Source organism: Streptomyces sp. ERV7 (assembly GCF_001653515.1).
Classification (GTDB): Bacteria; Actinomycetota; Actinomycetes; order Streptomycetales; family Streptomycetaceae; genus Streptomyces.
Genome location: NZ_LYOY01000051.1, coordinates 978,297 through 992,529, shown reverse-complemented (window position 1 = coordinate 992,529; position 14,233 = coordinate 978,297). Strand labels below are relative to the sequence as shown.

The 14,233-nt window shown below is 74.6% G+C and carries 12 protein-coding genes; 6 read left to right on the top strand and 6 right to left on the bottom strand.

The window, feature by feature from the left end:
• Positions 1–89: 89 nt before the first annotated feature.
• From A8W25_RS27345 to A8W25_RS27325, 5 genes are all read left to right on the top strand, one after another.
• The gene (locus A8W25_RS27345) at positions 90–581 is read left to right on the top strand and encodes an NUDIX domain-containing protein (protein ID WP_067167307.1); all 492 of its coding nucleotides are present in this window, start codon (positions 90–92) and stop codon (positions 579–581) included.
• Between the two features lie 70 nt (positions 582–651).
• On the top strand, positions 652–1,071 hold the full coding sequence (locus tag A8W25_RS27340) for a CU044_2847 family protein (protein WP_067166194.1): 420 nt from the start codon (positions 652–654) through the stop codon (positions 1,069–1,071).
• Between the two features lie 3 nt (positions 1,072–1,074).
• Complete coding sequence (locus A8W25_RS27335; protein ID WP_067166192.1) at positions 1,075–3,324, top strand: trypsin-like peptidase domain-containing protein; 2,250 nt, start codon at positions 1,075–1,077, stop codon at positions 3,322–3,324.
• Positions 3,321–4,274: an AAA family ATPase gene (locus A8W25_RS27330; RefSeq protein WP_067166189.1), complete on the top strand. Its 954-nt coding sequence runs from the start codon at positions 3,321–3,323 to the stop codon at positions 4,272–4,274. Before A8W25_RS27335 ends, A8W25_RS27330 begins: the two co-directional genes overlap by 4 nt.
• Before the next feature lie 2 nt (positions 4,275–4,276).
• On the top strand, positions 4,277–7,678 hold the full coding sequence (locus A8W25_RS27325) for an SAV_2336 N-terminal domain-related protein (RefSeq protein ID WP_067166187.1): 3,402 nt from the start codon (positions 4,277–4,279) through the stop codon (positions 7,676–7,678).
• 7 nt (positions 7,679–7,685) lie between these two features.
• Here A8W25_RS27325 and A8W25_RS27320 read toward each other — a convergent pair whose 3' ends face one another.
• The 6 genes from A8W25_RS27320 to A8W25_RS27295 form a co-directional block, all read right to left on the bottom strand.
• The gene (locus tag A8W25_RS27320; RefSeq protein ID WP_067166184.1) at positions 7,686–8,183 is read right to left on the bottom strand and encodes a methylated-DNA--[protein]-cysteine S-methyltransferase; all 498 of its coding nucleotides are present in this window, start codon (positions 8,181–8,183) and stop codon (positions 7,686–7,688) included.
• An 11-nt stretch (positions 8,184–8,194) separates the two neighbouring features.
• Complete coding sequence (locus A8W25_RS27315) at positions 8,195–9,664, bottom strand: AlkA N-terminal domain-containing protein (protein ID WP_067167305.1); 1,470 nt, start codon at positions 9,662–9,664, stop codon at positions 8,195–8,197.
• Between the two features lie 537 nt (positions 9,665–10,201).
• A complete protein-coding gene (locus A8W25_RS27310; protein WP_067166181.1) occupies positions 10,202–10,525 on the bottom strand; it encodes a nucleotide pyrophosphohydrolase in 324 nt (107 codons plus the stop codon).
• A complete protein-coding gene (locus A8W25_RS27305) occupies positions 10,522–11,646 on the bottom strand; it encodes an AAA family ATPase (RefSeq protein ID WP_067166179.1) in 1,125 nt (374 codons plus the stop codon). Before A8W25_RS27305 ends, A8W25_RS27310 begins: the two co-directional genes overlap by 4 nt.
• A 97-nt stretch (positions 11,647–11,743) precedes the next feature.
• Positions 11,744–12,133, bottom strand: a complete 390-nt coding sequence (locus A8W25_RS27300) for a cell division protein SepF (RefSeq protein WP_067166174.1) — start codon at positions 12,131–12,133, stop codon at positions 11,744–11,746.
• A 113-nt stretch (positions 12,134–12,246) separates the two neighbouring features.
• Positions 12,247–13,155, bottom strand: a complete 909-nt coding sequence (locus A8W25_RS27295; protein ID WP_067166172.1) for an ABC transporter substrate-binding protein — start codon at positions 13,153–13,155, stop codon at positions 12,247–12,249.
• Positions 13,156–13,396: 241 nt separating this feature from the next.
• Here A8W25_RS27295 and A8W25_RS27290 point away from each other — a divergent pair, with 241 nt between their 5' ends.
• Positions 13,397–14,191 carry a VOC family protein gene (locus A8W25_RS27290; protein ID WP_067166169.1) on the top strand — a complete coding sequence of 265 codons (795 nt, stop codon included), beginning with the start codon at positions 13,397–13,399 and terminating at the stop codon, positions 14,189–14,191.
• Positions 14,192–14,233: the final 42 nt, after the last annotated feature.

Below are 14,233 nucleotides of genomic sequence, written 5' to 3'. Positions count from 1 at the left end.
GGCCCTGTGCGGCGGTGCGGCTCCGCCGCGTGGGCGCGACCGGCCCCACGACGGCCGCGGCCGAAGAGCGGGCGCCCTACGCTTCACGCGTGACCACCCTTGACTACGCCACGTACATCGCGGGGCTCCCCCGCGTCCTCGCCGGCGCCGCCCAACTCCTGCGCGACGCCGAAGGCCACGTACTCCTCGTGGAGCCGAACTACCGGAACGGCTGGGCGCTGCCCGGCGGCACGATCGAGTCCGCTCAGGGCGAGACCCCCCGCCAGGCCGCCCACCGCGAGACCCTGGAGGAGATCGGCCTGGACGTGAGCCCCGGGCGGCTGCTCGCCGTCGACTGGGTGCCGGGCACGGACCGGCCGCCGATCGTCGCGTACGTGTACGACGGCGGTGTCCTCAGCGAGGAGCGGCTGAAGGCGATCCGCCTCCAGGAGGAGGAGCTGCTCGGCTGGCGGCTGGTCCCGTGCGAGGAGATCACCGCGTATCTGCCGGGCGGGCTCGGCCACCGCGTGCTCGCCGCGCTCGACGTGCTCACCGCGGGTGCGGGCGCGGTGGAGCTGGAGAACGGCCGGGTGGTGGGCTGACGGCTGCGGGAGACCATCGCATTCCGTCAACTGGGCTGCCCTCCACGCCTGTTGGCCGCACAATGTCCCCGTGCCGCATGACGATTACGACGACTACACGGAACTCATCCTCGACGACGGGGCCCGGGTCAGAGTCGAGCTCACACCCGTAGGCGGGCCACGGGCCGCCCCGGCGGTGGACGACGACCTGCCGGGCGGGGTCGGCGGGGGAACGCCCGTCGGCCGCGGCGAGCGGGTCGCCGCGCTCGCCACGGACACGCTCGCGGCCGTACTGCGGCCACTGGGTCCCGTCCTCCAGCAGGTGCACGACTCCGTACGGGGCATCCCGGACCCGCCCGACTCCCTCTCCGTCGGCTTCGGGCTGCAGATCGGCCAGGACCTCAAGCTCGGGATCGTGGGCACCAACGGCCAGGCCAGCATGACCGTCTCGGCCACCTGGCAGCTGCGGCCCGACGGCACCGGCACCCCCACCGGCCCCGGCGGCGCCTGACCCGTGGGCTGGTTCAAGGCGCCGGGCGCCGACCCGTCGGCCGACGCGCGCGGCGCGCTGGTGCGGGTGCTCTCGGCCGACCAGGGGCGGACCGCGGGCGCGGGCGTCTATCTCGCCGGCCGCAGACTGCTGACCTGCGCCCACGTCGTCAACGCCGCGCTGGGTCTGCGGATGCTCAGCCCCCGGGACCCGGGCGCGGTCACCCTCGATGTCTCCTTCCCCGCGCTGGCGACGGGCGCCGCGGGCGCCCGGCAGGCGCGGCTGGTGGCCTGGGTGCCGCCGCGCGCCGCGCACCACCAGGGCCCGGTGGCCGACGGCTCCCTGGAGTGGGGCGGCGACCTGGCCGTACTGGAGCTGGACGAGGAGCCGCCGCCGCCGGTGGGGCCGGTGCGCTGGCTGGACATGCGGGCCGGACAGCTGGTGCGGGCCTGGTACGGCGGCGGTCAGCCCTTCTCGTACGCGGACGTCCAGGTCGGCTCGTGCGACGGGCGGATCGGCTATCTCGACGGGCAGCTCTCCGGCGCGGCCGTCGACGAGGGGTACAGCGGCGGGCCCCTGTGGTCGCCCGCCGACGGCGCCGCGGTGGGGCTGGTGATGGGCAGGATCACCCCGCCGGACGGGGCGTTCGACACGCAGCACACCGTGCGCCGCAGCTGGGGTCTGACCTGGCAGTCGGTCCGGCAGGAGCTGTCGCGGGTCGGGGCGGCCCCGGACCCGGCGCCGCCCGCCGCGCGCGAGTCCGCCGGGGCGGCGGGCGACGAGTCGGTGCGGGACATGATGGTCGGCCCGCTGCACGCGCTGCTGGGCGATCCCACCGTACGGGCGGCGCACGCCACCGCGCTCGGGGCGGCGCTCGGGCTGCGCACCCGGACGGACGGGACGGCGCCGTCGGTGGAGGAGCTGGCGGTGGTGCTGTGCACGGTCGAGCGCGCGCTGCCCACGCTGGCCGAGTCGCTCGCCCCGTCGCTCGGCGGCGCACGGGGCCGCTCCGAACTGGACCGGCTGCTGGCGCTCGGCCGGCTCACCGACGCGGCCGGGCTGCTCTCCGTCGCCGAACACCGGGCGCTGCTGGTGAAGTGGGACCATCTGACCCGCCAGGACCCCGGGCTGCTCCCCCGGGCGGCGACGGCGGCGCTGCCGTACGTGGACCTGCCCCGGTCGCTGACGGCCGCGCGGCTCGCCCCCGAGGACGTGCCCGGCGCGGTGCGCGAGCTGGAGGAGTGGCCCGGCGACGGCTCGCCGGTGCCGGATGAGACGCCCCGGCTGCCCGCGCTGCTGCGGGTCGTGGAGTACGCGGCCGCGGAGACCGGCGGCATCGCCTGCCAGGCGCTCCAGGACTGGAGCGGCCGGGTCGCGACCCGGCTCGGCATCCACCCCTCGGCGCTGGGCGAGCGCCGGGCGGACGCGGCGCGCTGGTCGGACCGGTCGGCCGGCGCCGGGGTCCGCGTCCTGGTGGAGCTCAGCCGCCACACCGAGGACCCGGCCGGCCGCTACCGGTGCGCGGTGTGGCGGATGCGCGCCGACGGCACGGCCGCCCGTACCGCCACCGGCGCCGAACGGCCGCGCACCGGACGGGAGATCGCCCGGCTGGTGCGCGAGGTCGCCGGGGGCGCGGAGGGCGCGGGGCGGAACGTGGCGCTGGTCGCGGTGTCCGTCGCCCCGGACGCGCTGCATCTGCCGGTGGACGAGTGGGACGGGGCGAGCGCCGAGGAGTTCTTCCCGGCGCCGCTGGGCGAGGACTTCCACCTGGTGCTGCGCTGCCCGCAGATCAGACGCCGCTCGCGCACCGGTGCGGGCGACCTGAAGCGCCGCTGGGGCGCCCGCCACCAGAGCGAGCCGCTCGTCGCGGACCACCACATCTCCGACGAGATGGAGCTCATCCGGCTGCTCAAGACAACCCACTACGACGCCGCCCGCGTCATAGTGCACGGGCACCCCGGCAGCCGGACGCGGCTGCTGCACTTCTGTCTGGCGATGGGGGTGCCGATCGTCCTGTGGGACCGCGCGGCCGTCGAAGGGGCCGACGCGGCCCGGCTCGACGGGGCGGGCCCGTACGGCCCCGTCGACGAACTCCCCGAAAGAGTCCGGCACTTCAGGGTTCGCGCCTATATGGACCCCGAAGTGCCCGCACGCCCGGCGCTGGTGTGGGAGGACGCCGAGCTGCCGCTCCCCGACGAGCTGCAGCTCGCCGACCCCTCGCAGGGACCGGAAGGAATCGTCCGCCCCTCACAAGGAACGGATCAGGCGACATGACGGAGAACGACGGGTGGCGGCTCTTCCGCGGCGACCGCACGGCCCGGGAGGTGGACTTCCCCGAGGCGCCGCCGTGGCGGCAGTTCGCCAACGGCGCCCCGGGAACACGGGTGCGCCACCGCCCGTATCTGATCGGCCGCACCGAGGCCGACGTGGTGAGCGCCGCGCTGCATCTGCGCCGCCCGCTGCTGGTCACCGGGCACCCCGGCACCGGCAAGTCCTCGTTGGCGCACGCCGTCGCGCACGAGCTGTCGCTGGGGCCGGTGCTCCAGTGGCCGGTCAACAGCCGGTCCGTGCTCAAGGACGCGCTGTACGGGTACGACGCCATCGGGCGGCTGCGCGAGACCCATCTGCGCCAGGAGCACGGCGCCTCCGAGCCCGACATCGGCACCTTCGTCCGGCTGGGGCCGCTGGGCACCGCGCTCGTCCCGCGCGAGCGGCCCCGGGTCCTTCTGGTGGACGAGCTCGACAAGGGCGACGTCGACCTTCCCAACGACCTGCTGACGGTGTTCGAGGAGGGCGAGTTCGAGATCCCCGAGCTGTCGCGGCTGCCGGAGGCGCAGTCCGAGGTGCCGGTGCTCACCCATGACCCCGACGGCGGACGGGTCACGGTCACCCGGGGCGTGGTGCGCTGCCGCGAGTTCCCGGTGGTGGTGATCACCAGCAACGGCGAACGGGACTTCCCGCCCGCGTTCCTGCGCCGCTGTGTCCGCCTCGACCTGCCGGATCCGGACGAGGAGCGGCTGCGGGACATCGTGGCCGCGCACCTGGGCGAGCACGCCCTGGAAGGCGTGGACGACCTGCTGCACGCCTTCCTGAACCGCCGGGCGCCGGGCGAGCTCGCCACGGACCAGCTGCTCAACGCCGTGTTCCTGCGCAAGGGCGGGGTGAATCTGAACGCCGAGGGCCTGCTGGACGCGGTGCTCCACCGGCTGGGCGGATCGGTCTAGCCGTGCCGCGCGCCGAGCCCTCGGACGCCTTGGCGAAGCTCGCCGCCCTGGTGGGCCACGAGCTGTCCACGCACGAGCTCCTGGACACCCTGTGGCTGGCCTCCCGGCTGCCCAGCACCGCCGCCGCCCCGCTGGCGAGCGCCCTGGCCCCCGACCGGGCGCGCCGGCCGGGCCCGGGGCCGCGGGAGGGCACGCGGACGCCGCCCGAGGGCACGGTGGCGCCGCCGGACGGGCCGGGGGACGACGAGGACAAGGAGGGGACGGGCTCCCAGCCTCCGCTCCCCACCCAGCTGTTGGGCGCCCTGCACGCGGCCGCGGCCGCCCGCAGCGCCCCCGAGTTCGCCGACGCGACCGCCTCCCCGCGCCGCCCGCCGCGCGGCGCCGGGGCACTGCCCGTACGGGTGCCCGAGGAGAAGGCGCTCGGCGACGGGGAGCTGCGGCTGAGCCGGTCCCTGCGGCTGCTGAAGCAGCCCCGGCCGGGCTCGCACTTCTGGGAGTTCGACGAGGAGGCGACCGCCACCGCGATGGCCGAGAGCGGCCTGCCCGACGTGGTGCTGCGGCCCGCGCGCCGGCGCTGGCTGGATCTCACCCTGCTCATCGACGACGGCCTCTCGATGCTGCTGTGGCGCAGGCTCGCCACCGAACTGCGGTCCGTCTTCGAGCGGCTCGGCGCCTTCCGGGACATCCGGGTGCACGGTCTGGACGCCCGCTCGGCCGACGCGCCCGGTCTGCGGGTGCGCCCCTTCGACCCCGGCGGGCCGCTGCTCTCGCCCGCCTCCGCCGCCGACCCCTCGGGCCGCACCCTGGTCCTGGTGATCAGCGACGGCGTGGGTGCCTGCTGGCGGGACGGGCGGATGCACTCGGCCCTGGAGCGCTGGGCCCGGCAGGGCCCGACGGCCGTGGTGCACGCGCTGCCCTCCCATATGTGGGACGCCTCGGGCATCCGCTCGGAGCAGTGGTCGGTGACCACCCGGCGGCGCGGCGCGGCCAACCACACCTGGGAGGTGACCGACCCGCTGCTGCCGCCCGGCCTCGGCGACCGCTTCCCCGGGGTGCCCGTCCCCGTACTGGAGCCGTACCCCCCGGCCGTCGCCGCCTGGGCGCGTCTGGTGGCCTCGCCCGGGGCCGGTGCGGAGCTGCCGCTGCTCGCGCCGCCGGGCGCCCGCAGCCCCCGGGGCGAGGCGGCCACCCGGGGCACCGACCCGGCCGACGCGGTGCTGCGGTTCCGGGACGCGGCGTCCCCGCAGGCGTACCGGCTCGCCGCGCACCTCGCCGCCATCTCGCCCCTGACGGTGCCGGTGATGCGCCTCGTGCAGACGGCCGTGCCGTGGCGCTCCGACACCGCGCACCTGGCCGAGGTGTTCCTCGGCGGGCTGATGCGCCAGGCCGACCCGCCCGGCGCCGGACTCCCCGCCCAGCACCGCCGGTTCGGCTTCCTCGACGGCGTCCAGGAGATCCTGCTCGACACCGCCTCCCCCATCGACCTGCTGCGCACCACGCGCGCGGTGACCGACCGCCTGGCCACGCTGGTGGGCCGCTCCCCCGACTTCCCGGCCTGGCTCGCCCATCCGTCGGGGACGGGCGAACTCCTGCCGGGGACCCGGCCGTTCGCCTGGCTGGAGGACCGGCTGCTCACGCATCTGGGGGCTCGGCCGATGACACCGGTACCGCCGGCGCCGGTGACGGAGTACGAGGAGGTGCGGCTGCCGTCGGGGCTGGACACGGCGCCCTGCTGGCTGCCGCTGCGGCTCCAGGACCTGCACGCGCTCGGCCCGTACACCCTGCTGATGCGCCAGGACACCGGCGGCAAGCCCGTCGCGTACATCGGCGAGGACCCGGAGGGCCAGAAGGTGTTGCTGCGGGTCGCCCACACCTCCGACCCGTCGGTTGCCCGCGAGCTGCTCGCCACCGAGTACCGGGCGCTGCGGCGGATGGACGGGGTGTACGCGCCGGGGGTACTGGGCAGCGAGCTCAGCAGCCTCGGCTGGGCCACTCCCTGGATCGCGCTGCGGCTGGACAGCCTCAGCTCCGGGCTGCCCGCACCGACCCTGCGTGCGGTGCTCCGGGCCGCCGGGCCGCTGCGCGACTCCTCGCTCCTGGCCTGGCTGGGCTGGAGCCTGGCGCGGGCGATCAACCGCTGTCACCGCAGAGGACTCGTACACGGCTCGCTCACTCCCGGGACGGTCCTCGTCACCGAGCGGACGCTGCACATCATCAGCTGGGCGTCCGCCCGGATCGACGGCGCCTCCAGCGCGTCCTCGCTGGCCATGCCCACCAACTCGCCCTACCGGGCGCCCGAGGTGACATCGTGGAGCGAGTCCCGGATCGCGGCGGGCGACGTGTACGCGGTGGGCACCATCCTGCTCGAAGCGGTGACCGGGCGGCACTGGCGCTGGTACGAGCACGATGTGCTGCGCCACCACCCGGAGTTCCGCCGCCTCGACGAGAGCCTGCGCGATCTGCTGCTGCGCTCGGTGGACGAGGAGCCCGAGGCCCGGCCGACCGCGCGGGAGATGGCCGAGGCGTTCGGCGCGCGCCTGGTGGTTCCGGTGGAGTGGGACGACGAGGACGACGACCAGGTCGCGGCCGACGCCGAGGAGGAACCGGAGGACGAGTCGGAGCGCGAGGAGTGGATCCGTACGATCCGCGCGCCGCTGCACCGCCCGCTGCGGATCGCGGTCCTCGGGGTCAAGGACCGGGCCGGCTGCACCACGACCACCACCGTGCTCGGCGCGGTCCTGGCCGAGCAGCGTCAGGAGCGGGTCCTGGCCATCGACACCGACCGGCACGCGGGCAGCCACATCCACATGGCGCGCCGGGTGTACCGGGCCACGGCGGCCCGGCTGACCGAGCTGGCCCGCTCCGCCCACGAGGTCACGGGCTTCGAGGTGCTGCGCCTGTTCCTCTCCCAGCACCGCTCCGGTCTGATGGTGCTCGCCAACGACTCGGTCTCGCATCCGCCGACGGTCGGCCAGTTCTCGGACCAGGAGTACCGCAGGGTCGCGGAGGTGGCGGCCCCGTACTTCGACATCATGCTCGCCGACACCGACAAGTTCCCGCAGGCGGTGCTTGAGCTCGCCAACCGCGTGGTGATCGTCTCCCGGGCCGACCCGGCCGGGGTGACCCAGGCCCAGCAGGCCGTCGACCGGCTGGTGGCGCTGGGCCGCCCCGATCTGGTGGCGGACGCCGTCGTCGTCCTCAACCACAGCCGCCCGGCGGCCGGCTGGACCTTGGACGCGGCCACCATCCGCAGCCTCAGCTCCCGCTGTCGGGGCGTCTTCACGGTCCCCCGCGACGGCCATCTCACGACCGGCAGCACCGTGGAGCTGTCGTGGCTGGCGCCGGAGACGTACAAGGCGTTCCTGCGCCTGGGCGCACTCCTGGTGGCCGACCGGAGGGGGTAGCGGGCCCTCAGAACAGCGCGTCCTCCGCCGCCCCCTTCTCGAACGCCAGCAGCCGCTGCTTGCGGTCGAGGCCGCCGCCGTACCCCGTCAGGCTCCCGCCCGAGCCGATCACGCGGTGGCAGGGGACGATGATGCTCACCGGGTTCTTGCCGTTGGCCAGGCCCACGGCGCGGGAGGCACCGGGGTTGCCGAGGAGCTGGGCGAGCTCGCCGTACGAGCGGGTCTCGCCGTACGGGATGTGGCACAGCCGATCCCACACCGCGCGCTGGAAGTCGGTGCCGCGCAGGTCCAACTCCACGTCGAACTCGGTGAGTTCGCCCGCGAAGTACGCGTCGAGCTGGCGGATCACCTCGGGGAACGGGCCGCCGTCGTCGGGCTCGCCGAACGTCTCCTCGGCCGGGCGGTGGCGCTGGCCCTCCATGTGGAGGCGGCTGAGGACGCCGTCCTCGGCGACGAGGGTGAGCGAGCCGTACGGGCTGTCGGTGACGGTGTGTGTGGTGGTCATCGTGAACGTCCTCATACGGGGAGGGTGTTGATGGGGTGGTCGTCGGTGGCCCAGAGGTACTGGACGGCATAGGCCCGCCACGGGCGCCAGGCCGCGGCGCTCGCGGTGAGGGCGGCGGGCGAGGAGGACAGGCCGAGCGACCGGGCCGCGCGGCGCACGCCGAGGTCGGAGGCAAGGAAGGCGTCCGGGTCCCCGAGCGCCCGCATCGCGATCACCTCGACGGTCCAGGGTCCGAAGCCCGGCAGCTCCAGGAGCTGGGCCCGCGCCCGTTCCCAGTCGGTGTCGATGCCCAGGGGGAGGCTGCCGTCGGCCAGGCCCGCGACCAGGGTGGTCAGGGTGGTGCGGCGGCTGCGCGGCAGGGCCAGGGACTCCGGGTCGAGACCGGCCAGCGCCTGCGAGGTCGGGAACAGATGGGTCAGACCGCCCGCCGGATCCTCGACCGGCTCGCCGTGCGCGGCCACCAGGCGGGCCGCGTGGGTGCGGGCGGCGGCGGTGGAGACCTGCTGGCCGAGCACCGCCCGTACCGCGAACTCCGCCGCGTCGACGGTCCTCGGCACCCGGCGGCCGGGCGCCTTGTCGACGAGCGGGGCGAGCAGCGGATCGGCGCGCAGCCGGTCGTCGACGGCGACCGGGTCGGCGTCGAGGTCGAGCATCCAGCGGCAGCGGCTGATGGCGATGGTCAGGTCGCGCAGATCGGTGAGCGAGAGCAGACAGCCGATGTGGTCGGGCCCGGGGGTGAGTTCGACGATGCCGTGCCCGTACGGCAGGGAGAGCGTGCGGCGGTACGCGCCGGCCCGCCACTCCTCCACGCCCGGGACCGCCGTCGCCGCCAGATGCCCGAACAGGTTGTCCGGGTTGAGCGGGGCGCGGTAGGGCAGCCGCAGGGCGATCGTGCCGGGGGCCTGGCGGGCGATGCCCCGCGCGGCGCGGGCGCGCAGCTCGGTGGGGGCGAGGGCGAAGACCTCGCGCACGGTGTCGTTGAAGGTGCGCACCGAGGCGAAGCCCGCCGCGAAGGCGACGTCGGCCATCGGGAGCGCGGTGGTCTCGATGAGGATCCGGGCGGTCTGGGCGCGCTGGGCGCGGGCCAGGGCGAGGGGTCCGGCGCCGAGCTCGGCGCGCAGCTGGCGCTCGATCTGGCGGGCGCTGTAGCCGAGCCGCACGGCGAGCCCGGACACGCCCTCGCGGTCGACGACGCCGTCCCGGATCAGGCGCATGGCGCGGGCGACGGAGTCGGCGCGGGCGTTCCACTCGGGCGAGCCGGGCGTGGTGTCCGGCCGGCACCGCTTGCAGGCCCGGAACCCGGCCTGCTGGCAGGCGGCGGCGCTCGGATAGAAGGTCATGTTCGCGACCTTCGGCGGCACGGCCGGGCAGCTGGGCCGGCAGTAGATACGGGTGGTGAGTACGGCAGTGAAGAACCAGCCGTCGAAACGGGCGTCCTTGGACTGGACGGCCCGCACACAACGCTGGGTGTCGGTGTGCATGGCGGCCGGGGCCGCGGTGGCGCTGTCGGCTGGGTTCATGGGCCCAGGATCGTTCACGACGGGGGTGTGCCGCTGGCAGGAATCCGACATCAACGTTCGTTTGTGCCCGGACTTCGCCCGCGGGCCGGTGGTGGGTTGCACGCGCTCCTCTGGGCCCGGACTTCGCCCGCGGGCCGGTGGGTGGCTGGTCGCGCCCCTCTCTGGCCCGGACTTCGCCCGCGGGCCGGTGGGTGGCTGGTCGCGCCCCTCTCTGGCCCGGACTTCGGCTGCGGGCCGGTGGGGGCTGGTCGCGCGGTTCCCCGCGCCCCTGGGGAGTCCGCCGCAGCCGGGGAAGTTTGGCTCCGCCATGCGGCGGGTTTTTTGTCCGCGGACCGTGGTGGGTTGCTCGCGCAGTTCCCCGCGCCCCTGGGTAGTCGGCCGCAGCCGGAGAGCTCGGCTCAGCCACAGGCTGCCTTTTAGGGGCGCGGGGAACTGCGCGAGCAACCCACCACGGTCCGCAGACGACCGAGGCTTTTGGGGGCGCGGGGAACTGCGCGATCAGCCACCCACCGGCCCGAGCTCGTTGCGGTCGATCTTGGCGGAGAGCGCGGCGAGCGGGTCGACGCCGAGGACCTGGCAGAGCTGGAGGAGATAGGCGAGGACGTCGGCGACCTCGTCGGTCACCCGGTGGGCGCGGTCGGGGTCGTCCATGACGCGGTGGGACTGTTCGGGGGTCAGCCACTGGAAGATCTCAAGGAGTTCGGAGGCCTCGACGCTGAGGGCGGAGACAAGGTTCTTGGGGGTGTGGAAGGGCTGCCAGTGGCGCGCGGCCGCGAAGTCGGCCAGTCGGCGCTGGAGTCCAGCTACGTCGGGTTCGGTCACGGCTCCAGGTCTACCACTGCCGCCCCCTGCACTCCTCGGGCGCATGCGGCGTCGGTGACGGTGCTGGTGAGGCGGATGTGGCCGCGTCGGCACATCTCGGCGGCGAGGGAGGCCAGTTCGCGCGACTGTCGCCGGTCGAGGCCCCGGTCGAAGCCGTCGGTGAGGACGGTGAGGGTCTGCAGGGCGGACGGGATCTCGGCGACGGTGTCGACGGCGAGCACTCCGGGGCCGGTGAGCAGGACCAGGGCGAGCGCGAGGTAGCGCAGTTCGCCTTCTCCCAGGCGGGCCACGGGCGTGGGTGTGCGCTCGCCCCGGCCCACCACGGCCCTTAATGTGCCGTCGACCAGTTCTTCTGCGGCGAGCGCGGTGACCGGGCCGGCGCAGCCCGCGCGGGCCGCGGTGACCAGCCGGGCGTGGCGGATGGTGCACTCCTCGGCGGTGCGGGAGAGGATCTCGGCGAGGTTGTCGCACCCGCGCCGGAGCCTTCCCTGGCCGGGCGGGACGGGTTCGCGCATACGCTGCGGCTGGGGGTCGCAGACGAACACGGACCGCAGGGCGACCACCACTTGTTCGGCGGCGGCGAGGACCCGCAGCTGTCCTTCGGTCGTCCCGGCGACGCGCAGCGGAAGCAGTGCGGTGCCGAGCCGGTCGTCGGGGAGCGGGGCGCGGGTGACCGGGACGGCGCCCGCGGTGTGCCAGGCCGCCTGCACGGTGGAGCGGCCGGGGTCGCGCAGGGCGGTGGACAGGAGGGTGTCGCCGTCGCTGGTCAAACGTTCGCCGACGACGCGGAGTTCCGGCTCGGCCTGGACGGCGAGGTCGAGGCGGACGGGGCCGGCAGGTCCGTCGACGGTGCAGCCGATGCGGAAGCCCCGCCGGCCCTGGGCGTCCGCCTCGGCGCGTTCGGGTACGCACCCCGCGGGGTCGGGGAACGCCGAGGCGAGGGTGGCGCCGGCGCCGAGCCGGGCCAGTGCCTCGTACGCCTGGAGGACGCTGGACTTGCCGCTGCCGCTCGGTCCCGCCAGGAAGGTGAGCGGGCCGAGCGGGAAGACCGCGCCGCGGTGCGACTTGAAGGCGGAGAGCCGCAGTTCGGTGACGGTGGGCCGGTCACAGGTTCCGTTCATGAACGGACCGTATGAGGGCGAAAACCGACGAACCGTTACGCCTCGATCACCTTCCTACGAACGAGGGACGGTTCCCCGTACGGGAGGGCAGCCGCCCCTACGCATGGGGGACGACGGCCTCGGCGATGCCCTCCACCTCCGTGCCGACGGGGGCGAGGAGGAAGACGTTGCGGTCGACGCGGTGCATTCCGCTGCCCAGGCCGAAGACCACTCCGCTGCTGAAGTCGAGGATGCGCTTGGCGACTTCGGTGTCCGCGCTCGTGAGGTCGAGCAGGACCGGGGTCTGCGCCATCATGTATTCGGCGACCTCGCGCGCGTCGGCGAAGACCTGGACGCGCAGGACCACGAAGCGGCGCTGTGCGGCTGCCGCGTACTCGTTGGCGATGGTGCGGTGGTCGACTCGCGAGGGCCACTCGTTGCGACTGCGCAGCGGAACGACCTGGGCGAGCCCCTCCCACTGCTCATCGGTGACGTCGTACCTGCTCACCGGACCACCTCGCCCCTGTGCTGTATCTGCATCCCGCCATGATGAGGCCGCTCACCCGTTCAGCCCAACTCCGACACGGCTCTGAGCTGTGAAGTTGTCCGCACCGAGGCGTACTAGCGTGCGGTGCGGGAGTCCACGGCGTCGGCCACCTGGGCGAAGAACCGGGCGTGGGCCCGGGCGCTGCACGGTGCCTCCGGGTTCCACGGCAGCACGCGCGTGCGGTCCTCGATCGTCTGCCAGTGCGCGTCGGCGCGCAGTTGCTCCACGGGGGTGGCGTTCACGCGTACGTCGCACAGGACGATCTCGGCGGACAGCGCGGCCGCCGCCTCCCAGGTCAGCGTGGTCCAGTTCGCACCGGCCGCGGCGGGCGGCTCCACCAGGCGCACGCCGTGCTCGGCCAGTGCGCGCAGCTCCGGCCAGGCGTCCGGGCGCGCCACGTGGACCTGCTCGGGCCCGGCGGGCGAGAGGGCGAGTACGCGGGGCCCCTCGGGCGGATCCGTCTGCGCGTGCGCGCGCGTGGCGGCCGTCACGGTACGCAGACGGCGCTGGGCGGCGTCGAGGAGGCGGGCGGCGTCCTCGTGGTGGCGGTCGCCGCCCAGGGCGCGTGCGAGGTCCGTGAAGCGGTTCCTGATCTCGGCCAGGGAGCGCGAGTGCCCGATGTCGATGACGACCACCGGAACGTGTTCCTCCAGGTGTTTGGCCGTCTCGGGGTCGAGGCCGTAGACCTGGCCGCCTCCGTAGCTGACGGCCACGACGAGGTCGGGCGTGCCCCGGAGCAGCGCGTCGAGGTCCAGGGCGGTGCCCGCGCCGAGGTAGCGCAGGCGGTCCAGGGGCAGTCCGCCGGCCTTGGCGCGGTCGGGGGCGGCCCCGTCGTGGAAGGAGCCGAAGACGGCTCCGGGGCCCACTCCGTGGTCCCAGAGCGTGGCTCCGGCCTGGATGTAGGCGGTCACCCGGGTGGGTACCTGCCCCGCCGTCGCCATCTGCCCGCGGTCGTCCGAGAACTGCCAGACCGGCTTGTCCATGAGGTCACACGCCCCCTGTAGGTCGCTGTGCGCGCCAGCGCCGGGTCACGCTACGCCCGAGTCGTCCCGCCCCGCCAGGATCCGTACCCGATTACCTGCCCGCCGTCCCGGCGCGTCACCCCTTTCGGCGCGCTCCGGTCGTCCGCGCCCCCGGCGCCCGGAAGCGCTCGACGCGCGGGGTCGCGGACGGCTGGCTAGCGTGGCAGGCCGGACCGTCTGTCACACAGGAGAGAGCACAGTCATGGCCGCAGAACCAGAGGGCACTCCGTGCTGGGCCGATGCGATGTTCACCGATGTCGAGGGAGCGAAGAGCTTCTACGGTGGCGTGCTGGGCTGGACGTTCGGTGAGGCGTCGTCGGAGTACGGCAACTACACACAGGCGTACGCGGACGGCAAGGCGGTGGCGGCCGTCGTGCCTCCGATGCCGGGGCAGGAGGGCCAGTCGGCGTGGTGCCTCTACCTCGCCTCGCCCGATGTCGCCGCCACCGCGAAGAAGGTCAAGGACAACGGTGGCGAGGTGCTGATGGAGCCGATGAAGGTCGGCGACTTCGGCTCCATGGCGATCGTGCGCGAGCCCAGCGGCGCCGTTTTCGGCGTGTGGCAGGCGGGCAGCCACGAGGGCTTCGAGGCCAAGGCGGTGCCCGGCGCGTACTGCTGGGCCGAGTTCTTCACCCGCGACCCGGCGAAGGTCGACGCGTTCCTGCCCGCGGTGTTCCCGTACCGCGCCAAGCAGATGCAGGACGCCGCGGCGGACTTCCGGGTCTTCAGCGTGGGTGACGAGATGGCCCTGGGCCGCATGAAGATGACGGAGGAGTTCCCGCCCGAGGTCCCGTCGTACGTGAACGTGTACTTCACGGTCGCCGACTGCGACGACGCGGTGGCGAAGGCGACCAAGCGGGGCGGGGTGCTGCGGTTCGGGCCGATGGACACGCCCTTCGGCCGGTTCGCGGCGCTCAGCGACCCGCAGGGCGCGTCGTTCTCGGTGATCGATCTGCAGACGACGCAGGGCGAGATGCCGCAGATGGCCGACGTGTAGCAGGCTCCGGCGGGTCCCGGGGTGTGCGGGCACGCGCGCGTG

Coding starts and splice junctions, on each gene's coding strand:
- A8W25_RS27330 (WP_067166189.1), top strand. CDS start 3,321: ATGACGGAGAACGACGGGTGGCGGCTCTTCCGCGGCGACCGCACGGCC.
- A8W25_RS27290 (WP_067166169.1), top strand. CDS start 13,397: ATGGCCGCAGAACCAGAGGGCACTCCGTGCTGGGCCGATGCGATGTTC.
- A8W25_RS27305 (WP_067166179.1), bottom strand. CDS start 11,646: ATGAACGGAACCTGTGACCGGCCCACCGTCACCGAACTGCGGCTCTCC.
- A8W25_RS27295 (WP_067166172.1), bottom strand. CDS start 13,155: ATGGACAAGCCGGTCTGGCAGTTCTCGGACGACCGCGGGCAGATGGCG.
- A8W25_RS27320 (WP_067166184.1), bottom strand. CDS start 8,183: ATGACCACCACACACACCGTCACCGACAGCCCGTACGGCTCGCTCACC.
- A8W25_RS27315 (WP_067167305.1), bottom strand. CDS start 9,664: ATGCACACCGACACCCAGCGTTGTGTGCGGGCCGTCCAGTCCAAGGAC.